We start from the raw sequence: 21,440 nt of genomic DNA on the forward strand, positions 1-21,440 counted from the left end.
GTGAAGTCGCAGGTCTCGCGCGGAATCGGCGGCGGCCTGCCCTGGCCCGGCTGCCTGCGCAAGCTGGATCGCGAATTGCCCGGCTACGACGCGTAACGCCCCCGGACCTCCGGCGAGGCCGCCCTGCCGCAGCGCGAGTCACCCACGCTCCAAACGGATCATCTTCGATGCTGCGGCGGGCTCAGGCGGCGAGCGCATCCGCCTCCTCGGTAAGCCGTGCGGAGGTCGAGAACTCGCGACGGCGGAAGGCTTCCGCCGCACCCCGACGCAGGAGCGCCTCGGCCGCAGCGGGAAAGCGACGGCGCAGCAATCTTCCCCACGCCTCGGCTTGCTCGGGGTCGGGCCGCAACTCCGCGCCGCGGGCCGCGATGAGCTCGGCCGCTTCCCGCAACGCCGGCCAGCTCATCAGAAGTTCGAGTCCGCGCCCGGCGTCCGGAAAGGTCCTCGCAAGATCAAAAATGCGCGCTTCGGCTTCGACATCCTCGAAGTCCGGCAGCCTTCGGGTGAACGCCCGCGCCCGGTCGGCCGACAGTGTACGCTCGAACGACGCCCAGCGGGCCGCCTGGGCCTCCGCCACTCGGCCCACCGCCTCCAGGTAGTCGATCCAGGCGCCTTCCCAGGCGAAATCGGGCGCGGCCACGCCGCTCTCGCTGCGCCGCATGAGCTGCGGGTTGATCGCCGCCTCGAGAAGGGCGCGGGCCGCCTCCGGGTCGCCGGCCCGCAGGTGACGGGACGCGACGTCCGCTGCGGCCGCCGGGGACCGCAGGGCCTCGCGCGTGAACGTCGCCTCGTAAGCCCGGGCATCGCCGGCCACGTCGGCGAGCCTGCGCAGGACGGAGGTGAAGGCCGGACCCTCGCGACCGGCCAGGAAGCCCAGCGTCAGGGCCGCCACATCGCGGGATGCGGCCGCGAACGCGCCGCCCGACCAGCGCCCCCAGGCGACCGGCTGCGCGGCGATCGCCTCGGCGAGCCGCGCGGCGCCCTCGCGCCCCTCAGCGCGCGCAAGGAGGGTCACCGCGTCGGCCGCCGCCTGGTCGAACACCGCCGCCACGGCGCCTTCCCGGTCACGCACGCGGCGCATCGCCTGTGGGAACAGGGCGAGAAACTCGACGATGCGGGCCTGCGCGGCGGCAAGGTCCAGTCCCGCCAGCCGGCCCGCGATAAGCCCTCGGAGACCGTCGAGATCGCGGACGAAGGCGGGACGCTGGCGCCATGTGACCGCGCCGCGGCTCCCGGACAGGAGGGCCAGCCGTCGGTCGATCTCCGGCAGCAGGTGTGCGGCGCCCTGCTCGGCGGCGAGTTCCATCCGCAGGCGGCGCTTCAGGTCCACCCGGGTGTCGGCCACCTCGAGCAGGATTTCCGCCAGCCGCTCGGCGCCCAGCCGCGTCAGGTTCTCGGCGTTGACCCGCTTGAGGCTCGCCGCACTTGGTCGCTTCATGGCTGTAGAGCGCCGCCGCGCCCGAACGGTTCAGCCGCGACAGGCTGCCGCCGACGTCACGCTCGCATTGCGCGCCAGCCCTCCCCACCTGATCTGACGGAATGCCTGCCATGACCCTAGAGCCCAGCCGCGTCCTGGCGCGAATCCGCGTCATCGACCTCGAAACCGCCGGCACGGGTCCCCACGATGTATGCGAGGTCGGCTGGCAGGACGTCGTCCGCGAGGCAGACGGGCTGTGGCGCATTACCGACGAGCGGGGCGCACGCCTGGTCAACCCGGGTCGGCCGATCTCGCCCGAGACGATGGCCGTGCACCATATCCTGGACGCCCATGTCGCCGACGCGCCGCTGTGGAAGGCCGTTGCGCCCGGCGTCCTGCAGCCGGAGGGCGGCGTCGTGGCGCTGGCGGCGCACCGGGCCGCGTTCGAGCAGCGCTATTGCCGCCCGGCCCTCACGGGCGGCGCCCCCTGGATTTGCACCTGGAAATGCGCCCTACGGGTGTGGCCCGAACTGATGCGCTTTTCGAACCAGATGCTTCGCTACCAGCGCCATCCCGAGGGCCTCGTCCACGAACTGGGCCTGCCGGCGCACCGCGCCCTGCCGGACGCCTATGTCACCGCTCACCACCTGCGGGACCTGCTGAATGCGGCCTCTCTGGAGGACCTTCTGGCCTGGAGCGGGGAGCCCGGGCTGCTACCCCGCGTCCCGGCCGGCGACCACCGCGGGAAAGCCTGGCGCGACCTTTCGGACACGGCGCTCCAACTGTTGGCCAAGGACCGGGACCGCGACGTCCGGTTCAGCGCGGAGACGGAGCTCCGGCGCCGCGGAGAACAGCCCGATGCGCCGCCGCCTGCGCCGCGCCAGCCGACGCTGTTCTGACCGTTTCGGGCCCGCGGCGGATAGGTCGGATCAGGGTGCGCCAGCCGCGACATTGCGCGGGCACAACGTCGGGCTCCAGGTAATCGCTAAACAGGCCTCATCGGACGCCACCGTGGCGTCCTGGGGATAGCCACTATGAAAGCCTTTAGCCTCTTCGCCACCGTCGCCGCTCTGGCGATCGTCGCGAGCCCCGCGCTGGCCGCCGACGCCGCGCCGCAGCCGGTGGCTGCTGCCGGCGTCGACATTGTCCGCCCGGCCACCGATCTGCCGCCGCCGATCACGCGGCGCGCGCCCGCGGTCGTGAAAGTGAACCTCGTGACCCAGGAGGTGGTCGGCAAGATCGCCGACGGCGCGACGTTCAAGTACTGGACGTTCAACAGCAAGCTGCCAGGTCCGATGGTTCGGGTGCGGGTGGGCGACACGGTTGAGGTCACGCTCCACAACCCAGCCGACAGCATGACGATGCACAACGTCGATTTCCATGCCGTGACCGGCCCGGGCGGCGGCGCCAGCGCCACGCTCGCCAACCCTGGCGAGACCAAGACGTTCACCTTCAAGGCGCTCCAGCCCGGCCTCTACATCTACCACTGCGCGGCCCCCACCGTCGCGCAGCACATCGCCAACGGCATGTACGGCGCGATCCTGGTCGAACCCGAGGAGGGCCTGCCCAAGGTCGATCGCGAGTTCTACGTCGTGCAGGGCGAGATCTACACGGAGGAGGACCACGACGCGAAGGGCGAACTCACCGAGAGCATCACCAAGCTGCTGGACGAGGACGCGGAGTTCTACGTCTTCAACGGCGCCTACAAGGCCCTCACCGGCGCCAATCAGCTGGAAGCCAAGGTCGGCGAGACCGTCCGCATCTTCTTCGGGGTCGGCGGGCCCAACAAGACCTCGAGCTTCCACGTGATCGGCGAGATCTTCGACAACGTCTACAACCTGGGCTCGCTCACCAGCCCGCCCATCAAGGACGTGCAGACCGTCACGGTTGCGCCCGGCGGCGCCACGGTGGTCGACTTCAAGCTGGAGGTTCCCGGCAACTACGTGCTGGTCGACCACGCACTGAGCCGGGTCGAACGCGGCGGCGCCGGCATCCTGCACGTCACCGGACCGGACGCGCCGGACATCTTCAAGGCTCCTCCCAACGCCAACCACGACAGCAGCCACTAGGCCGGCGGCCAGGTCGCGCCTCTCCGGCGCGGCTCTGGCTGTGGTTCAGCTCACGTTGCGCGGCCCGCCCCCCGGCGGGCCGCCTTGCGTTTTGGGGACGCCCTTGCCGAGCCTTAGGCTCCCTGGCGGGGCGAAGTTGTCGGGGGGCAACGAAAGGCCGGCGCGCCCAGCGCTAGCGTCGGCACACGAAGGAGCCAAACATGCCCACCGCCACCGCCCCGCCCGCCCCGTCACACGCCGCCCTGCCACCGGCCCTGGCCCAGGCCGCCGCGCTCGACGACGCGGCCCTCATCGACCTGATCCTGCACTACCACGCCGCCCACATCCTGGATCTGACGGCCGCCCTCGCGCTCGCCGAGCGCGTCGCCGGCGTGCACGGCGCCTCGCCCGCCTTCCCGGCGCGGCTGCCGGGCGAGCTTCACGACATGCTGGGTGAGCTAAGGGCTCACCACGCGCGGGAGGAGTCGGTGATCTTCCCGGCGATCCTGGAAGGCCGAGGCGCGGCCTTGCGCATCCCCGTCGCGGCGATGTCCATCGACCACGACACGGCGCAGGACCGCCTGGAGCGATTGGTGCGCCTGACGCGCGACTTCACGCCGCCGGCGGAGGCCTGCGGCTCGTGGCGTCGCCTCTACGACCTCTGCCGCAAGTTCGACCGGGAGTTCCGCGCCCACGTCCAGCTGGAAGAGCGCGTGTTGTTCCCACGCTTTCTCTGAAAAACGGGAGATCGTGCGCACAGGTTGTTCTGGCGCAAAGTCGCCACCCCGAGAGTGTCGTAGGTTTTCTGAGTGAGGCGAAAGCAATGTCTCCTCAGTTCTCAAGGACAAGATCATGATTAAGACTATCCTGGCCGCCGGCGCCGTCGCCGGTCTCCTGGCCGCCGCTGGTCAAGCCGCCGCGGCGGAAGTCCAGGTCAAGATGCTGAACAAGGGCGCTCAGGGCGCCATGGTGTTCGAGCCCGCCTCCGCCAAGCTGAAGCCCGGCGATACCGTGCGGTTCATCCCGACGGACAAGGGGCACAACGTCGAGACGATCAAGGAAATGCTGCCGGCTGGGGCCGAAATCGTGAAGAGCCCGCTCAGCCAGGAGATCGTGGTCAAGTTCAGCAAGCCCGGGGTCTACGGCTTCAAGTGCACGCCGCACTGGGGCTTCGGCATGGCCTTCGTGGCCAAGGTGGGCCAGGCGGCCAACCTGGCCGATGCGGAAGCCGCCGCGGCGAAGACCCCGCCGATGGCCAAGAAGCGTCTGGCGCAGAGCTTCGCCGCCCTCAAGTAGGCAAGCTCAGGGCGAGGGACCGGGCACGGCAGTTCCGCTGCCGACCCGGTCAACGCCTCGACGCCAAGCCGTCGTCAGCTGGCGCCTTGATCGGCCATATCGAGCAGGACGTGCAGCTTGCGCACCACCACATGGCGACGCGTGCTGGCGATGATCTCGCGGTCCTCCCACGCCGAAAGCGTACGGCTCACCGTATGCAGGGTGGAGCCTGCCATCTCGGCCAGTTCCTGGCGGGTGATGGGGAAATCGATCTCGATTCCGGCCTCTGTCCGGCGGCCGGCTTGACGGACCAGCCGCGCCAGGGCCCGCGCGATGCGCTGCTCGACCCGTTCGCCCGAGAGCTCCCCCACGCGGCTCTGCAGTTCAAAGAGGCGGTTCCCGGCCGAGGCGGCCGAGCGGATCGCCACCTGAGGGAAGCGGGTCATCAGATGGCGCATGACCTTGATCGGCCAATAGATTTCGAGGCTGTCAACGACAGCGACCGCATCGGCCGGGAACGGCTTGTCCATCAGCGCGGCAACCGTGCCGTACATCTCGCCGGGACCTATGAAGCGGATCACCGACTGCCCGCCGTCGGGGCGGGTCTGGACGATCTTCACCCGGCCCTCGAGCAAGGTGTGACAGGTCTCCCCGGCGTCGCCCTGGGCGAAGATCAACTTGCCCAGGGGAAGTTTGCGGACCATTCCGGCCTTCAGAACCTCGCGACGCCCCTCGGCGTCCAGAACGTCGAACATGTCTGCGCCCGCAAGGACGGACGGGTCGAGATCAGCGGTCGTCATACGCTCAGCATCCCTTCGGCTCGAATGGGGGGCTTAGGCCGCCGGGCCCTGCGCGTCATCCTGGGGCTGGTACTTAGGGACAACTCCCAGATTTCCGGTTTCGCGCAGGCGCCCTAGGGCCAAGTGACTGTTCCAACCTGGGTTTGCGCCATGCTGTCCACGTCCAAGACCACTGATCGGCCGCTCTCCCGGCCTGCGACGGCTGCGCAGCTGCGGCACGCGAGCCGGAACCTCCCGCGCTACACCAGCTATCCCACGGCGCTTGCGTTCCAGCCGGGCGAAGGCGCCGCGGCCCCGGTCGACTGGTTCGCGGCGACACGGGCCGAGGACACGATCTCGGCCTATGTGCACGTGCCGTTTTGCCGCAGGCTCTGCTGGTACTGCGGCTGCAACACCACCGTGGCCCATGAATACGACCGGATCGACACCTTCCAGCAGGTGCTGGAGCGCGAGATCGACCTGCTGGCCCGGGCGCTGGGGCCGCATGCCGGCGTGGCCCACCTGCACTTCGGCGGCGGCAGCCCCAACGCGCTCTCGCCGGAGCATTTCCTGAACCTGGCAGACCGGCTTTACGATCGGCTCGGCCTGCGTGCGGACGCCGAGATCGCGGTCGAGCTGGACCCGGCCCTGCTAAGCGACGCCTTCGTCGATGCCTTGGGCGAGGCGGGGGTCACCCGCGCCAGTCTCGGCGTGCAGACCTTCGACCCCATCGTCCAGGAGAAGGTCAACCGCATCCAGCCTTACGATCGGGTCGCCGCCTCAGCGGAGCGGCTGCGCGCGCAGGGGGTTCGGGGGCTCAACTTCGACCTGATGTACGGCCTGCCTGCCCAGAACCCTGAGAACGTCGCCGAGTCCGTTGAACTGGCGCTGACGCTGAAGCCGGACCGGATTGCGGTGTTCGGCTACGCCCACGTGCCCTGGATGAAGAAGCACCAGGTGATGATCCAGGACGCCGATCTGGCCGACGTCGCGGGGCGTTGGGCGCAGGCCGAGGCGGCCGACCAAGCCCTCGTTGCAGGCGGCTATGTCCGCATCGGTCTCGACCACTATGCGCGGCCTGAAGATCCGTTGGCGATCGCCGCGGCGGAGGGTCGCCTGCGCCGGAACTTCCAAGGCTATACCGATGACCCGGCCCCGGTGCTCGTGCCGGTGGGCCCCTCGTCAATCGGCCAGTTCCGCGAAGGGTTCGTGCAGAACGCCGTCGCCACCGACACCTGGGGCCGAGCTGTCCTGAAGGGCGAGTTGCCGCTTGCCCGCAAGCTGCCGCTCTCAGCCGAAGATCGGCTTCGCGCGGCGATCATCGAGCGCCTCATGTGCGATCTTGCCGTGGACGTCGGGGCGGTCTGCCAAGCCCACGGGGTCAATCCCGGTGCGCTCGACGCCAGCGTCGCGGCCCTGGCCGAAGCCGAGAGCGACGGCCTTTGCCGCATCGATGGCCGGCGCATCGAGATTCCTGAGGGCGGCCGCCGGCTGATGCGGGTGGTGGCGGCCGCGTTCGACGAGCGACTGCCCGTCGCCCAAAACCGGCATGCCAAGGCCGTCTAGCGCCGAGCCATCGCCGTCCAACGCCGAGGCTTGGGAAATCCCGGCCTCTCTTTTTTGACAGCGCCAGCCAGAACGTTGTGCCCCGTCAACGTCGGGGGACGAGACCTGGAGCATGGCTGGCGCCTCGGCCGCAGTGGGACCTCCCCTCGGCCTATGGGGAATGCGAGATGAACACGCGAAGACTCTGGTTCGTCCTCGCCCTCGTCATGGCGGTGTCCTTCACCGTCCTGGGGCTGATGGGGCGAGAAATCCACCGACAGGCGCCGCCGATTCCGGCCAGCGTCGTCGATCCGTCCGGCGCTGTCCTGATGACGCGCCAGGACATCCAGACCGGGCAGCTCGCCTGGCAATCCATGGGCGGCCAGCAGAGCGGCTCGATCTGGGGGCACGGCGGCTACGTCGCGCCCGACTGGTCGGCCGACCAGTTGCACCGCGAGGCCATGGCCCTGCTCGACATCTGGGCCCAGCGCGAACACGGCAAGGCTTACGCCGCGCTCGGGGCCGAGCCGAAGGCCGCGCTTCAGGCGCGCCTGAAGGCCGAAATGCGCACCAACACCTACAACCCGGAGACGGGCGTGATCACGGTCTCCAAGGATCGCGCGCTGGCCCTCCGGCAGGTGAAGGCGCACTATGTGTCGCTCTACAGCGACACGCCTGAGCTTGAGGCCCTGCGTGAGCAGTATGCCGTCAAGAACGGCGCCGTGCCGGATCTCTCGCGGCGCGAGGCCATCGCCAACTACTACTGGTGGACCGCCTGGGCGGCCGCCACGAACAGGCCGGACGACACGGTCTCCTACACCTCCAACTGGCCGCACGAGCCGCTGGTCGGCAACACACCCTCGTCGGCCAACGTGGTCTGGTCGGTGGCCTCCATCCTGCTGCTGATCTTCGGCGTGGGCGCGCTGGTCTTCTGGCACGCCCGGACCAAGACGGAGGACCACCTCAAGCCGCCGGTGAAGGATCCGCTGCTTGACCTGAAGCCCACGCCGTCCATGCGCGCGACCGGCAAGTATTTCCTGACGGTGATCGGGCTGTTCCTGCTGCAGGTCGGGCTGGGCGCGCTGACCGCGCACTACGCCGTCGAGGGCCACGACTTCTATGGTGTCCAGATCTCGGACGTCATCCCCTACGCGGTGACCCGCACCTGGCATACGCAGCTTGCGGTGTTCTGGATCGCCACGGCCTGGCTCGCCACGGGGCTCTACGTCGCGCCGATGATCTCGGGCCATGAGCCCAAGTTCCAGAAGCTCGGCGTGAACGTGCTCTGGGGGGCCCTGGTGTTCGTCGTCCTGGGCTCGATGGCCGGCGAATGGCTTGGCGTGCAGCAGGTCTTCGACCTCGACACCAACTTCTGGTTTGGCCATCAGGGCTGGGAGTACATCGACCTCGGCCGCTTCTGGCAGAGCCTGTTGTTCGTGGGGCTTATGCTCTGGCTGGTTCTGGTGACCCGGGCCCTGGCCCCGGCGCTCAAGGGCCAATCCGACAGCAAGCCGACCCTGTGGATCCTCTTCCTCTCCACCGTCGCCATCGGCCTCTTCTATGCGGCCGGCTTCATGTGGGGGAAGCACAGCCACATCAGCATGGTGGAATACTGGCGCTGGTGGGTGGTCCACCTGTGGGTGGAAGGCTTCTTCGAGGTCTTCGCCACGGCGGTGATCAGCCTGCTGCTCGTCAAGCTCGGCTTGGTGCGCCCCCAAAGCGCCAACGGCGCGGTGATCTTCGGCACCATCGTCTTCATGTTCGGCGGGGTGCTGGGCACGGCCCACCACTGGTACTTCGCGGGCACCCCGGTGTCGGTGATCGCCATCGGCTCGGTGTTCTCGGCGCTTGAGGTCGTGCCCCTGGCGCTGATCGGGGCGGAGGCGTTCGAGAACTGGCGCCACAGCAAGGCGGCGCCCTGGGTCTCGGCTTACAAGTGGCCGATCCTGTTCTTCGTCGCCGTGGCCTTCTGGAACCTGCTGGGCGCCGGGGTCTTCGGGTTCATGATCAACCCGCCGATCAGCCTCTACTATATCCAGGGGCTCAACACGACGGCGACCCATGCGCACGCCGCCCTGTTCGGGGTGTATGGGATGCTGGGGATCGGCCTGCTGCTCTTCTGCTTCCGCGGGCTCGCCCGCCGGGAGGCCTGGAGCGACCGACTCCTGGGCTGGACGTTCTGGCTGCTCAACGGCGGCCTGGCCATGATGCTCTTCATGTCCCTGCTTCCCATGGGGGTGGTGCAGGCCTTCGCGAGCATCGAGCACGGCTACTGGTACGCCCGCTCGCCGGAGACCATCCACTCCACCCTGATGGAGACTCTGGTGTGGCTGCGGGTGCCTGGGGACATCGTCTTCAGCGCCGGCGCCTTCACCCTGGCGCTGTTCGCCGCCCGGCTCTTCCTGAGCCGCGGCAAGCGCCAGCTGGCCAAGCCGGAGGAGGTCCCGCTACCGATCGCCGCCGAATAGCCCACGATCCACGGGCTCCAAGCAAGGGCCGGGCGAACGCCCGGCCCTTCGCTTTTTGAGGGTGCGACACTGCGCCCAACCGAGCTTGCGCAGGCTCAACGCGCGGGGGCGCGTCCCTCGGTACGAGGACATTCGTCTCGGAGAGTGTCACGTGTCCCAATCAAGATCCCCCAGCCTGCGGCAACCGTCCCTCGTCGTCCTGGCGGCGTGCCTGGCCACGGTCGGGGGGCCGGCCGTGGCGGCCGAGGGCCAGGACACCGGCTTCGAGGTTGGCGAGCTGGTCGTCACCGCCCTGCCCTACGCCTCTGCATCCACTGCCAACGTCTTCACGTCCGTCGACCGTCTGTCGCCGCAGGTCATCGAGCGCCAGACCGTGGACAACGCGTGGGAGCTGTTCGGCCGGCTGCCCGGCGTACTGCTCACCGACTTCAACCAGGGCACCACATCGGGCCGGTTCTCGATGCGCGCGTTCAACGGCGAGGGCGAGATCAATGCCGTGAAGGTCCTGATCGACGGTGTGCCCGCCAACACGAACGATGGCGGCATGACCTTTCTTGACGGCGTCTTCCCGTTGGAGATTTCGAGCCTGGAGACCGTGCGCGGGACGCTCGATCCGCGGGTTGGCCTCTACGCCATAGCCGGCAGCGCCGCGATCCAGACGCGGTCACGGGGCGACTACCTTGATCTGCGGCTGGGCGCGGGCGCCTGGGGCGGTCGAGAAGCCCAGGCCGCCGCGGGCCAGGAGTTCGGCGGCGTGCAGCACAACTACTTCGTCGGCTGGCGCGCCACCGACGGCTACCGCGACCACGCCGGGCTCGAGCGTTACGGCGCCTCCGGCAAATGGAGCCTCGCCCTGGGCGAGAACGGGCGCGTCACGGCATTGGCCCGTGCATATCGCGTGGAAGCGGACGAGCCCGGCTATCTCACACGCGCCGACGCCCGGGCGGCGCCGCGGAGATCCTACGCCTTTTCAGCCACGGACGGCGGCGAGCGCACCCTGACGCAGCTTGCTGTGGCCTACGCCGGATCGCCGGGCGAAAACCTGTCCGCTGACGCGGTGATCTATGCCAACACCTTCGACGACCAGCGGTTCGTGCGCTTCTCGGCGGGGGTCTCGCAGCAGGAACGCCTCGCCGACGAGACCCAGTGGGGCGCGCGGGGCGCGCTGCGTTGGGAGGCGCCGGCTGGGCCACTGAGCGCCCTGACCCTCGAGGCAGGGGCGGAATATCAAGTTCAGGACGTCACGAGCCGTCGCTATCTCACAAACGCCCGCGCCCGGACGTCCCAGACCCGCGACCAAATCTACGATCTCAAGAACACCGGCCTCTACGTCCAGGCCGTGATCGAGCCCACCGCCCAGTTGAAGCTGATCCCCGGCTACCGCGTGGACTGGATCGACGGCGACTACCGTGACCGGCTCGCGGGCGTGACCGCCGCCGCCTACGACTACGGTGCGGTCGGCCAGCCCAAGTTCAGCGCGATCTGGACGCCCCGTCCCGACGTCATGATCTACGGCAACTACGGGCGAACCTTCCAGGTCGGCGCGGGGTCCGGCGCCTATCGCATCCCGCCTCGCGCGGCCGACCTCGAGCCCTCGGAAAACGACGGCTGGGAGGTAGGTGTCAAACACACCTTCGCAGACCGGTGGCAGGCGCGGGCGGCCTATTGGGAACAGACGGCCACAGGCGAGGTGAAGCGGCGCCTCAACGATCCCTTGGGCGACTCCCAGAACCTCGGCCGCACCAAGCGGCGCGGGTTCGACGTGCAAGCGTCGTTCGACGTTTCCCCTCGCGTCCAGGTCTGGGGCGCGCTCACCCTGCAGGAGGCCGCGATCAAGGCCCCCGACCCTGCGCTGCCGGCCGCGAGAGGCAAGCGCATCGACCACGTTCCGACCCGTCTGGCGTCCGGGGGCGTGGACTGGCAGGCGAGCGAGAAGCTGCGGCTCTCCCTCTCGGTGAACAGTCAGAACAGCTACTACTTGGAGCCAACCAACACGACCGGGCGCTTCGGGGCCTTCATCCTCGCCAACGCCGAAGCGAGCTACCGCCTGAACAACACTGTGGAGCTCCAGGTCCAGGTGAAGAACCTGGCGAACGAGCGCTATGAGTACGTCTGGTGGGACGGGACCCAGTCTTTGCACTCGCCGGGCGAGACCCGCGGTGTCCACGCGGCGCTCATGGCGCGTTTCTGAGCCGTCGGCCGTGCGCGGGCGCCCCGGATCCTCCACCAGCCTCAAAGGACGGCTCCGCCGTTGGGCGGGGCTGGCCCATCTGTGGCTTGGGCTGACGGCCGGGCTCGTCTTCGCCGTGGCCGGCGTCACGGGCGCGATCCTGGTGTTCTACGTGGAGGCCGACCGCGCCGCCCATGCAGACCTCCGCCGTCTGGCCGACACCCCCGCCCCGGCCCACTACGAGCCGATCCTCCGCGCCCTCGAGGCGCATGCCCCGCACCGGCCGGGCGCATGGCGCCTGGAAGTGACAGGCCGAGGCGGCCCCGTTCCGGTGCGCTACTACGCCCCCGCCGAGACCGCTGGCCGGGACTTCGCCCCTCTGATGCTCTGGGTCGACGCCCAGAACGGCGCGGTCGTGCGCGAGGCCTTGTGGGGCGAGTACCTGGCGACCTGGATCTACGATCTCCATTACGCACTGCTCCTGGGCGACATGGGCAAGGCGCTGATGGCGATCGTCGGCATCCTCGTCCTGGTCCTGCTGGTAGGCGGGACCTGGCTGTGGTGGCCCGCCAGGGGCAAGCTGCGGTCGGCGCTGACGTTCAAGCCCTCCCCGAGCCCCCAGCGGCGAATCTACGATCTGCACAAGGTGGCCGGCATCTACGGCCTGCTACAGCTGGCCATTCTCACGGCGACGGGGGTCGTCCTCGGGGCGCCTGAATGGTTCCGGCCCGGCTTGGCCGCCTTCGGGCCGCTCTACCGGGCGCCGGAACTGCACTCCGCGTCCGCGCCAGGCGCTGCGCGCATCAGCGTGGACATGGCGGTCGACCGGGCCCAGGCCGTTTTCCCACAGGCGGAACTTGCCTGGATCGAAACGCCGGCCGGCCCGCACGGCGTGTTCCGGATCAACCTGCAGCAGCCGGGAGAGCCGAGCCGTCGGTTTCCCCGCACCAATGTCTGGGTCGATGCCTATTCCGGGCGGGTGCTAGCGGTGCGGGACCCGCGCACGGAGCCGGCCGGAGACAAGGTGTTGAACTGGCTGCACGCGATCCACAACGGTGAGGCCGCCGGCCTTCCCGGACGCCTGTTGGCGGCGGTCTCCGGTCTCGGTGCGGCGAGTCTCTTCCTCACCGGCCTCGTACGGTTCCAGCATAAGCGGCGGGCTCGCATCCAGGCTGGGCGGAAGGCGACGGGCCGGACGCACGGTCCCGGTTCGTCCGGAGGGATCGTGCCGGCCCGCTGGCCGACGCAAGGTCTGGCGTGGATCGGCGGCGGCAGCGAGGCGTGGACCCGCGTCCGCACGCCGCCGGCGTCGGACGGACCCGCGAGCTTGCGCCCGCACAAGGACGGTTCCCCAGGTCCCGCCTAGGCTCGGATGAAAGAACCGAGGTGACACATGATCTGGCGCAACGCGCGACGGCGGCGATCTGCGAAGGACCGCGGCCCCACATCGGAATCGCCCGCCAGCCTGCGGATCGCGGAGCTGAAGCGCGGCAAGGCGGCCTCGCGCGACGAGATCGCCCTGCTGGAGGCCGGGCTACTGTCGCGCAATTGAGGATCCGGTGCTGATCCTCGTCGAGCGAACGCCGAACCCGGATGCGCTCAAGTTCCTGCCCCAGATGCGGCTAACCGACGGCCGCGGCCGGAGCTTCACACGGGATGGCGGGGACGACGTCGACGCCTCGCCTCTCGCACGGGCGATCTTCGACCTGCCCGATGTCGCTCGGGTGTACATCGGCGAGGACTTCGTCACCGTCGCCCGCGCCCCGGACGGAGAAGCGTGGACGACCCTCCGCATCCGGGTGATCGCGGCCATCGCCGAAGCTCTGGCGCAAGGTCCCCCCGCCATCCGCCTCGCGGAGGAAGCCTGCGCCGCCGAAGGGCTCGAGCGCGAGATCCGGGACGTCCTCGCCCGTCACGTGCGCCCGGGCGTGGCGCGCGACGGTGGCGACATTGTCTTCGACCGGTTGGACCCGGCGACGGGCGTGCTCTGGGTGCGGATGGAAGGAGCCTGTGGCGGCTGCCCGTCCTCCCGGCGAACGCTCAAGGACGCCGTGGAGCGGATTGTCCGGCGCTACGTCCCCGAGGTCACCACCGTTGCCGAAGCCGAACCTTCCGCTGAACCTCGCCCGCCGGCGTGGAGGCGATGGCTCGACACCGCGACCGCGGGCCCATCGCCCCGGCCGCGCCCGCAGTTCCGCCACAACGGGCGGACCTTCCGAGACTAACCGCGCGTCGACGTTGCACTTGCAGCCGCAGTCTGCAACTTTTGCGAACGCTAGAATGTTGTCTAGGTTAGCCGCTCCATCCCGTGAACAGACTGCAGCGAGCCAATGTCAGAGCCTACGGTGGCCGCTCAGAAGCGGCGTGAGTACCTCGTATTCTTCCTTCTGACCGTGGTCCTGTTTCCGGTGATCGCAGTGGGCGTGGTGGCGGGTTGGGGTTTTGTCGTCTGGATGTGGCAGGTGATCACCGGTCCGCCGCCGGTGTACTGATGGTATCGGCCCCTTCTCTCCAGCGCCGCGCCTTCCTACGGGGCCGACAGGCCCTGGAGACGCCGCTGCGCCCCCCTTGGGCGGGGGACGAAGGCGCCTTTCTTGACGTGTGTACGTCCTGCCTCGCGTGCGTCGCCGCGTGCCCCGCCGGGGTGCTGGTCGAGGGCGATGGCCGGCATCCTGTCTTCGACCCACGCCGGGGGGAATGCACCTTCTGCGCGGCCTGTGTCGAAGCCTGCGCGCCCCATGCGCTTGATTTTGGGCGCGCCGAACAGCCTTGGCAGCTGAAGGCCGAGATCGGGACCGCCTGTCTTGCGCAGCGCGGCGTCGTCTGCCTGAGCTGCCGCGACGTTTGCGGTGAGGCCGCCATCCGCTTTCGCCCGGCTCCGGGCGGCGCGCGTCCCGATCTGGACCGCGAACGCTGCACAGGTTGCGGCGCATGCGTCGGCGTGTGCCCGACGGCGGCGATCGTCGTGGCGCCGGCGAAGGAGGCCGGTCGTGAACGATGAGGTGCACATCGCCAGCCTCGTGGTCCGCCATCGCCCAGACGCGGGGCCTCGGCTCGAGGCCTGGGTCGGGAAATGCCCGGCGCTGGAGATCGCCGGCCGAGACGGCGCCTGCAGCATCCTGCTTTACGAGGGCTCGGGGACGCGGGAGCTCATGGAGCTCATCGAAGACTGCCAGGCCACGCCCGGCGTCGTCAGTGTGAACCTCATCTACCACCATGCCGAGCCGCGGGACGCCCTGGAGCAGCCCGCATCCCCGCTCGAGCATTCAGGAGCGTCCGATGGCCTCGCGTCGTGATCTCATCCGGGCTAGCGCCGTGGGCGCGGCGGCGGCCGCAGCCGGCCTGCAACTGCCGGTGCGCCCCGCAGGCGCGGCGGCGCCGGGCGCGACCGAGGGGGTGAAGTGGAGCAAGGCGCCCTGCCGCTTCTGCGGAACCGGCTGCGGCGTCGCGGTCGGGGTAAAAGACGGCCGCGTGATCGCGACCGAAGGCGACCCGAAGGCCGAGGTCAACCGCGGCCTCAACTGTGTGAAGGGCTACTTCCTCTCCAAGATCCTCTACGGCAGCGATCGACTGACCACGCCGCTGCTGCGCAAGAAAGACGGCCGGTTCGCGAAGGACGGCGCGTTCACGCCGGTAAGCTGGGACGAGGCCTTCGATGTCATGGCCGAGCAGTTCAAGCGCGTGCTGAAGACCCAAGGCGGGGGCGGGATCGGCATGGCCGGCTCGGGACAGTGGACCGTGTGGGAGGGCTATGCCGCCAACAAGCTGATGAAGGCCGGATTCCGGTCGAACCACATCGATCCGAACGCACGACACTGCATGGCCTCGGCGGTCCAGGGGTTCATGCGCACCTTCGGCGCCGACGAGCCAATGGGCTGCTATGACGACTTCGAGGCCGCCGACGCCTTCGTGCTGTGGGGCTCGAACATGGCCGAGATGCATCCCATTCTCTGGACGCGGGTGACGGATAGGCGGTTGGCGAACCCTCACGTCAAGGTCGCGGTGCTTTCCACCTTCGAGCACCGCAGCTTCGACCTCGCCGACATCCCCATCATCTTCAAGCCGCAGACCGACCTGGTCATCCTGAACTACATCGCGAACCACATCATCCAGTCGGGCCGGGTCAACAAGACCTTCGTCGATCGCCACGTGACCTTCAAACAGGGAAACGCCGACATCGGCTACGGCCTGCGGGCCGATCACCCGCTGGAGGTCAAAGCCAAGAATGCGAAGGACGCAGGAGGCGGCCGGCCGGTCACATTTGAGGAATTCGCCGCCTTCGTGGAGCCGTACACCCTGGACCGCGCCGCAGAGATGAGCGGCGTCGAAAAGGGATGGCTCAAGCAGCTGGCCGAGCTCTACGCCGATCCGAAGGTCAAGGTGATGTCCCTTTGGACCATGGGTTTCAACCAGCACACCCGCGGCACGTGGGCCAACAACATGGTCTACAATATCCATCTGCTGACCGGGAAAATCGCCACCCCTGGCAACAGCCCATTCTCCTTGACCGGCCAACCCTCGGCCTGCGGGACGGCGCGGGAAGTGGGAACCTTCTCGCACCGGCTCCCGGCGGACTTGGTGGTGACCAATCCCGAACACCGGCGGCATGCCGAGGAGATCTGGAACGTTCCCCACGGCGTCATCGTCGGGAAGCCCGGCTACCACATCGTCGAGCAGAACCGGATGCTGCGAGACGGCAAGCTCAGCGCCTATTGGGTGATGGCCAACAACAACATGCAGGCCGCCGCGAACCTCAACGAGGAGGGCTATCCCGGCTACCGCAACCCCACGGCCTTCGTGGTGGTCTCAGACCCCTATCCCACAGTCACAGCCCAAGCCGCCGACCTGATCCTGCCCACCGCCATGTGGGTCGAGAAGGAAGGCGCCTATGGCAACGCCGAACGTAGGACCCAGTTCTGGCATCAGCTCGTCGACGCCCCCGGCGAGGCCCGCTCCGACCTGTGGCAGCTCATGGAATTCTCCAAGCGTTTCACCACGGACGAGTGCTGGCCCGCGGCGATCCTGGCCGCAAACCCGTCCTACCGCGGCAAGACTCTGTTCCAGGTGCTGTTCGCGAACGGAAAGGTCGACCGCTTCCCGGCCAGCCAGGTCGAGGCCGGATACGCCAACGACGAAGCCCAGGCCTTCGGCTTCTACCCACAGAAGGGGCTATTCGAGGAATATGCCGAGTTCGGGCGGGGCCACGGCCACGACCTCGCGCCTTTCGACGCCTACCACCAGGCCCGCGGGCTGAGGTGGCCGGTGGTCAACGGTCGCGAGACCCGCTGGCGCTACCGGGAGGGCGCCGATCCCTACGTCAAAAGAGGCGCCGGGTTCAGCTTCTACGGAAACAAGGACGGCCGGGCCGTGATCTGGGCCCTCCCTTACGAGCCGCCGCCGGAATCGCCTGACGCCGAATACGATCTCTGGCTCAGCACGGGGCGGGTCCTCGAGCACTGGCACTCCGGCTCGATGACCATGCGGGTGCCCGAACTCTACAAGGCGTTCCCATCCGCCGTGGTCTTCATGAACCCCGCCGATGCGGCCAAGCGCGGCCTGAAACGCGGCGACGAGGTTCGGGTGATATCTCGCCGGGGCGAAATGCGGAGCCGGGTCGAGACCCGTGGTCGCAACCGGATGCCGCGAGGTGTGATCTTCGTGCCGTGGTTCGACGCCTCCCAGCTCATCAACAAGACCACGCTCGATGCGACCTGCCCAATCTCGAAACAGACCGACTTCAAGAAGTGCGCGGTCAAGGTCGTGATGGCGTAGGAGCGCGCGATGCAAGCCTGGACCCCCTTGCTGCTCGCGGCGCTGGTGCTTTGCGGCTGCTCCAAGCACGAGGCCGACAAGTCACGACGGGCGCCAAGCCCGGCGGTGACCGTGACCAACCCTGGCCAGCAGATCGACGCCATGCGCCGCGGCATACCCATCGACCAGGAGGCGTCGCCGCTGCCGATGGCCCGCGTCGAGAACTTCGACCAGCGGCGGCCCGTGAACTACGAGATGCAGCCACCGACGATTCCGCACGCCATCGACAATTACCAGCTCACCGTAAACACCAACCGATGCATGCTTTGCCACACGCGCTCCAACGCGGCGAAGTTCCAGGCGCCGCCCGTGAGTCCGGCTCACTATGTGACGCGAGACGGCCAGGTCCTCGAGCAGATCTCCACCCGGCGCTACTTCTGCGTCCAGTGCCACGTGGTGCAGACGGACGCCCCGCCGTTGGTGGCCAACACTTTCAAGGGGCTCGAGCCCGAAGCTGAAGCCAGCCCGAGGGCCATGCCATGACCGGAGGTCCCGTGCGCAGGATCGTCGCCGGCGTGCTCGCACGCCTCAAGCCCTTCTGGACCACGTTCCGATCGCCAGCGGTCCATCTCAGCCTGGGGTTCCTAACCCTCGGCGGCTTCATCGCCGGCGTGATCTTCTGGGGCGGGTTCAACACCGCCATGGAGGCCACCAACACCGAGGCCTTCTGCACCGGTTGCCACGAGATGCGGGACAACGTGTACCCGGAGCTGCAGCAGACGATCCACTTCTCGAACCGCTCCGGCGTTCGCGCGGTCTGCTCGGACTGCCATGTGCCCCACGACTGGACCTACAAGATGGGTCGCAAGATGCAGGCGTCCAAGGAGGTCTGGGGCAAGATCTTTGGCACCATCGACACGCGCGAAGAATTCCTCGAGCACCGCCTTGTACTGGCCAAGAACGAGTGGGCCCGCCTGAAGGCCAACGACTCCCGCGAGTGCCGCAACTGTCACCAGTACGACTCCATGGATCTCACGCGTCAGTCACGTCGCGCCGCCTGGATTCACCAGAATTACCTGGGCACCGGCAAGAACACCTGCATCGACTGCCACAAGGGCATCGCTCACCAGCTGCCCAATATGAAGGGCATTCCACAGGGTTGACCTTCCACTTCCGCGGCTGCGTCAGAGCCCGTCCGGCTGGCCCCTCCGACACGGCGCCGGCCGAACGTCTTGCGCTCGACCGTCAGAGTCCCAGCACCATCTTCGCCATGATGTTGTGCTGGATCTCGTTGGAGCCGGCGTAGATCGAGGTCTTGCGGTAGTTGAAGTAGGTCGGCGCCACCGTGGCCGAATAGTCCTGGCCGGCGCGGAAGTAGTTGGCGCCGTCGCCCTTCAGGTGGCTCCAGGTGTCCTGGACGAAGGGCTGGGCGTAGAGCCCGGCCGCCTCCAGCGCCAGTTCGGTGATCGCCTGCTGCATCTGGCTGCCTTCCAGCTTCAGCATGGACGAGACGGCGCCCATGGCGTCGCCGTTGGCGCGGCCGGAGAAGATCCGCAGTTCGGTGGCGTTGAGCGCCTCGACCTTGATCTCGACCTCGGACAGCTTCCTGCGGAAGTCGGGGTCGCTCATCATCGAGCTGCCGCCGTCCGACCGCTCAATATTGGCGATCTTCCGCACCTTCTTGAGCTGGGCCGAGAGGCCCGGCGCATAGGCGTTGCCGCGCTCGAACTGCAGCAGGTACTTGGCGTAGGTCCAGCCCTCGCCTTCCTTGCCGATCCGGTTCGAGACCGGCACGCGGACGTTGTCGAAGAAGGTCTCGTTGATCTCCTGCTCGCCCTCGGCCGGGCCGTCCAGGGTGACGATCGGGCGGATCGAGATGCCCGGCGTCTTCATGTCGATCAGCAGGAACGAGATACCCTTCTGGCGGATGTCCTCGTTCGACGTCCGCACCAGGCAGAACATCCAGTCGGCCCACTGGGCCAGGGTCGTCCACGTCTTGGAGCCGTTCAGGACGTAATAGTCCCCGTCCCGCTCGGCCTTCAGCGCCAGGGAAGCGAGGTCCGAGCCCGAACCGGGCTCTGAATAGCCCTGGCACCACCACACGTCGGTGGAGAGGATCCTGGGCAGGTGCTGCTTCTTCTGCTCGTCCGTGCCGAAGGCCATCACGACGGGGGCGCACATCTTCAGGCCCATGTTCGAGGTGGAGGGGGCGCCGGCCAGCGCCATCTCCATGTCGAAGACGTACTTCTTGCCCAGGCTCCAGCCCGTGCCGCCGTATTCAACCGGCCAGTCGGGCGCGATCCAGCCCTTCTCGCCCAGCCGCTTCAGCCAGCGGACCTGGGCCTCCTTGTCGAGGTGGTTGTTCTTCGACTGCGAGAGCTTGGCCCGCATGTCGTCGTCGAACGCCTCGGCGATGAAAGCGCGCACCTCCTCGCCGAAGGCGAGGTCCTCAGGGGAGAAATCCAGGTCCATGGCGGTCAGCCCACGCCGTCGAGGTATTCGATCTCGGGACGGCCCGCGAGCACCCCGGCGAACTTCGGGCCCGCGGCCTTGAAGTAGTCGGTGCCGCCATGGTGGGTCAGGGCGTCCTGGTCCTTGTAGAGCTCCAGCACCTTGTAGACGTTGGGCTCGGTGCGGCTTTTCACCAGCTGGTAGGCGATGTTGCCCGGCTCGTTGGCGCGGACCTGCTTGGCGAGTTCCGTGAAGAAGGCCTCGAACTCAGCCGCCTTGCCTTCCTGAATGGGCAGTTTCGCGATCACGCCAATGGTCATGCCGTCCCTCCAACAGATGTTTGAATGGACGGTAGAGGGGCAGCGCGGCGCGGGCAAGCGCGACGTGCGCCGTCACGCCTTGGACACCGGGAAGGGAAATTCCTAGCGGCGCTCGTTCCAGCCGTAGGCAACCCAGTGGTGGCCGCCCAGGTGACGGGCTTCGATCACGCCATCGGGGGCGTGGCGGGCGCGGACCTTGCGGCGGGCGCGCATGGCCAGCGCGGCGAAGCCCAGCAGGGCGGACGCCATCACGGCGATCACCGCCACCGTGGCGGCGGCGAAGACGGCGAGCACGGCGCCGACGATCACGGCCCCGGTCGTGGCGAGCGCAGCGCCGACAGCGGCCAGGCTGCGAAGGGCGGAACCCTCAGACGCGGCGAAGTCCTTGACCATATCAGCTCCTCAGCGGGCGGCGTCCGCCGATCCGTGAAAGATGCATGTCAGCACACTGGTTCCCGACGTCAACTGCCGATGCGTCGGGAAAGCGGCGCCAAGCCCTCATGCCGCACCCTCGAGGGTCATGGATTTCCGCTCGCGCACGATCTGGGAATAGGCGGCGTTGATGCTGGCCGCCTTGGCCTCGGCGACCTCAATGAACTCGGCGGGCAGGCCCCGGGCGCGAGCGCGATCGGGGTGCGCCTGGGACAGCTGGGCGCGCCAGGCGGATCGCACCGCCTCGTCGGAGGCGTCCGGAGCCACGCCCAGGATGACGTAGGGGTCGTCGTTGGCCGCGCCCAGGTGGGTGGCCTTCAACCGCCGGAAGGTCAGGGGCGACAGGCCGAACAGCTCGGCCACACGCTCCAGATAGGCGAGCTCGTCCCCGGTCACCACGCCGTCGGACGCGGCGATATGGAACAGGCCGTCCAGCACGTCCTCCAACAGCTGCGGGCAGGCGCCGTAGCGCTTGCGCAGCCGGCGGGCGTAGCCTTCGAAGCCGCGCGTGGTCTGCCGGGCGAGCTGGTAGAGCCGCCGGATATTGCCTTCGCTGCCGGCGTCGGCCTGGAACACGGTGTGGAAGGCGTCGTACTCGGCGGCATGGGCCTCGCCGTCGACCTTGGCCAGCTTGGCGCCCAGCGCCGTCACCGCCGTGGAGAACGCAGGATCCTCGCCCGGAAGGCCGGGCGGGCAGACATCGCATTCCGCCTCATCGACCTTGCGCGCCGCCAGGCCGGCAATTTTGCGCCAGAAGCTCATTTGCTATGGCATGCCTTACGAC

Annotated in this window: 22 protein-coding genes; 16 read left to right on the forward strand and 6 right to left on the reverse strand. The window is 68.4% G+C overall.

All coding sequences use genetic code 11. The features are described from left to right. Window positions 1-181 precede the first annotated feature (181 nt). Window positions 182-1,438 (reverse strand): DUF6880 family protein, encoded by a 1,257-nt coding sequence (locus A2790_RS01930; RefSeq protein WP_293387056.1) that lies wholly within the window; start codon window positions 1,436-1,438, stop codon window positions 182-184. Between the two features lie 110 nt (window positions 1,439-1,548). On the opposite strand from A2790_RS01930, the gene A2790_RS01935 reads away from it, so the two are divergent. The 4 genes from A2790_RS01935 (at window position 1,549) to A2790_RS01950 (ending at window position 4,761) form a co-directional block, all read left to right on the forward strand. Continuing rightward, a complete protein-coding gene (locus tag A2790_RS01935; RefSeq protein WP_293387058.1) occupies window positions 1,549-2,316 on the forward strand; it encodes an exonuclease domain-containing protein in 768 nt (255 codons plus the stop codon). 135 nt (window positions 2,317-2,451) lie between these two features. Next, window positions 2,452-3,486, forward strand: coding sequence for a copper-containing nitrite reductase (nirK, locus tag A2790_RS01940; protein ID WP_293387060.1), 1,035 nt, complete (start codon window positions 2,452-2,454; stop codon window positions 3,484-3,486). A 200-nt stretch (window positions 3,487-3,686) separates the two neighbouring features. Further along, window positions 3,687-4,202: a hemerythrin domain-containing protein gene (locus tag A2790_RS01945; protein ID WP_293387062.1), complete on the forward strand. Its 516-nt coding sequence runs from the start codon at window positions 3,687-3,689 to the stop codon at window positions 4,200-4,202. A gap of 115 nt (window positions 4,203-4,317) precedes the next feature. After that, window positions 4,318-4,761, forward strand: a complete 444-nt coding sequence (locus A2790_RS01950; RefSeq protein WP_293387064.1) for a pseudoazurin — start codon at window positions 4,318-4,320, stop codon at window positions 4,759-4,761. A gap of 74 nt (window positions 4,762-4,835) precedes the next feature. On the opposite strand, the gene A2790_RS01955 is transcribed toward A2790_RS01950, so the two are convergent. After that, on the reverse strand, window positions 4,836-5,540 hold the full coding sequence (locus tag A2790_RS01955) for a Crp/Fnr family transcriptional regulator (protein WP_293387066.1): 705 nt from the start codon (window positions 5,538-5,540) through the stop codon (window positions 4,836-4,838). A 150-nt stretch (window positions 5,541-5,690) separates the two neighbouring features. On the opposite strand from A2790_RS01955, the gene hemN reads away from it, so the two are divergent. From hemN to A2790_RS02015, 12 genes are all read left to right on the forward strand, one after another. Next, window positions 5,691-7,085, forward strand: coding sequence for an oxygen-independent coproporphyrinogen III oxidase (gene hemN / locus A2790_RS01960; RefSeq protein WP_293387068.1), 1,395 nt, complete (start codon window positions 5,691-5,693; stop codon window positions 7,083-7,085). Window positions 7,086-7,252: 167 nt separating this feature from the next. Then, window positions 7,253-9,532, forward strand: coding sequence for a nitric-oxide reductase large subunit (locus A2790_RS01965; protein WP_293387070.1), 2,280 nt, complete (start codon window positions 7,253-7,255; stop codon window positions 9,530-9,532). A 151-nt stretch (window positions 9,533-9,683) separates the two neighbouring features. Next, on the forward strand, window positions 9,684-11,723 hold the full coding sequence (locus tag A2790_RS01970) for a TonB-dependent receptor (RefSeq protein WP_293387072.1): 2,040 nt from the start codon (window positions 9,684-9,686) through the stop codon (window positions 11,721-11,723). 10 nt (window positions 11,724-11,733) lie between these two features. After that, window positions 11,734-13,068: a PepSY-associated TM helix domain-containing protein gene (locus A2790_RS01975; RefSeq protein ID WP_293387074.1), complete on the forward strand. Its 1,335-nt coding sequence runs from the start codon at window positions 11,734-11,736 to the stop codon at window positions 13,066-13,068. Window positions 13,069-13,095: 27 nt separating this feature from the next. Beyond that, window positions 13,096-13,254 carry a hypothetical protein gene (locus tag A2790_RS01980; RefSeq protein WP_293387076.1) on the forward strand — a complete coding sequence of 53 codons (159 nt, stop codon included), beginning with the start codon at window positions 13,096-13,098 and terminating at the stop codon, window positions 13,252-13,254. Window positions 13,255-13,261: 7 nt separating this feature from the next. Then, window positions 13,262-13,927, forward strand: coding sequence for a NifU family protein (locus A2790_RS01985; RefSeq protein WP_293387077.1), 666 nt, complete (start codon window positions 13,262-13,264; stop codon window positions 13,925-13,927). A gap of 105 nt (window positions 13,928-14,032) precedes the next feature. Next, on the forward strand, window positions 14,033-14,194 hold the full coding sequence (locus A2790_RS01990; protein WP_293387079.1) for a periplasmic nitrate reductase, NapE protein: 162 nt from the start codon (window positions 14,033-14,035) through the stop codon (window positions 14,192-14,194). Beyond that, window positions 14,194-14,703 carry a ferredoxin-type protein NapF gene (gene napF, locus A2790_RS01995; protein ID WP_293387081.1) on the forward strand — a complete coding sequence of 170 codons (510 nt, stop codon included), beginning with the start codon at window positions 14,194-14,196 and terminating at the stop codon, window positions 14,701-14,703. Before A2790_RS01990 ends, napF begins: the two co-directional genes overlap by 1 nt. Next, the gene (locus A2790_RS02000; protein ID WP_293387083.1) at window positions 14,693-14,998 is read left to right on the forward strand and encodes a chaperone NapD; all 306 of its coding nucleotides are present in this window, start codon (window positions 14,693-14,695) and stop codon (window positions 14,996-14,998) included. Before napF ends, A2790_RS02000 begins: the two co-directional genes overlap by 11 nt. Then, window positions 14,982-17,474 (forward strand): periplasmic nitrate reductase subunit alpha, encoded by a 2,493-nt coding sequence (gene napA / locus A2790_RS02005; protein ID WP_293387085.1) that lies wholly within the window; start codon window positions 14,982-14,984, stop codon window positions 17,472-17,474. Before A2790_RS02000 ends, napA begins: the two co-directional genes overlap by 17 nt. Window positions 17,475-17,483: 9 nt before the next feature. Beyond that, complete coding sequence (locus A2790_RS02010; RefSeq protein WP_293387087.1) at window positions 17,484-17,996, forward strand: nitrate reductase cytochrome c-type subunit; 513 nt, start codon at window positions 17,484-17,486, stop codon at window positions 17,994-17,996. Further along, window positions 17,993-18,616 (forward strand): cytochrome c3 family protein, encoded by a 624-nt coding sequence (locus A2790_RS02015; RefSeq protein WP_293387089.1) that lies wholly within the window; start codon window positions 17,993-17,995, stop codon window positions 18,614-18,616. The genes A2790_RS02010 and A2790_RS02015 overlap by 4 nt, the downstream gene beginning before the upstream one ends. Before the next feature lie 82 nt (window positions 18,617-18,698). Here the strand turns inward: A2790_RS02015 and A2790_RS02020 are convergent, their stop codons facing one another. From A2790_RS02020 to A2790_RS02035, 4 genes are all read right to left on the reverse strand, one after another. Further along, complete coding sequence (locus tag A2790_RS02020; RefSeq protein WP_293387091.1) at window positions 18,699-19,925, reverse strand: acyl-CoA dehydrogenase family protein; 1,227 nt, start codon at window positions 19,923-19,925, stop codon at window positions 18,699-18,701. 5 nt (window positions 19,926-19,930) lie between these two features. Further along, window positions 19,931-20,224, reverse strand: a complete 294-nt coding sequence (locus A2790_RS02025) for a putative quinol monooxygenase (protein ID WP_293387093.1) — start codon at window positions 20,222-20,224, stop codon at window positions 19,931-19,933. Between the two features lie 102 nt (window positions 20,225-20,326). Beyond that, complete coding sequence (locus A2790_RS02030) at window positions 20,327-20,617, reverse strand: hypothetical protein (protein WP_293387094.1); 291 nt, start codon at window positions 20,615-20,617, stop codon at window positions 20,327-20,329. 105 nt (window positions 20,618-20,722) lie between these two features. Next, window positions 20,723-21,418: a DnaJ family molecular chaperone gene (locus tag A2790_RS02035; RefSeq protein ID WP_293387096.1), complete on the reverse strand. Its 696-nt coding sequence runs from the start codon at window positions 21,416-21,418 to the stop codon at window positions 20,723-20,725. Between the last annotated feature and the right edge of the window lie 22 nt (window positions 21,419-21,440).

Source organism: Phenylobacterium sp. RIFCSPHIGHO2_01_FULL_69_31, assembly GCF_001824475.1.
Lineage (GTDB): Bacteria > Pseudomonadota > Alphaproteobacteria > Caulobacterales > Caulobacteraceae > Phenylobacterium.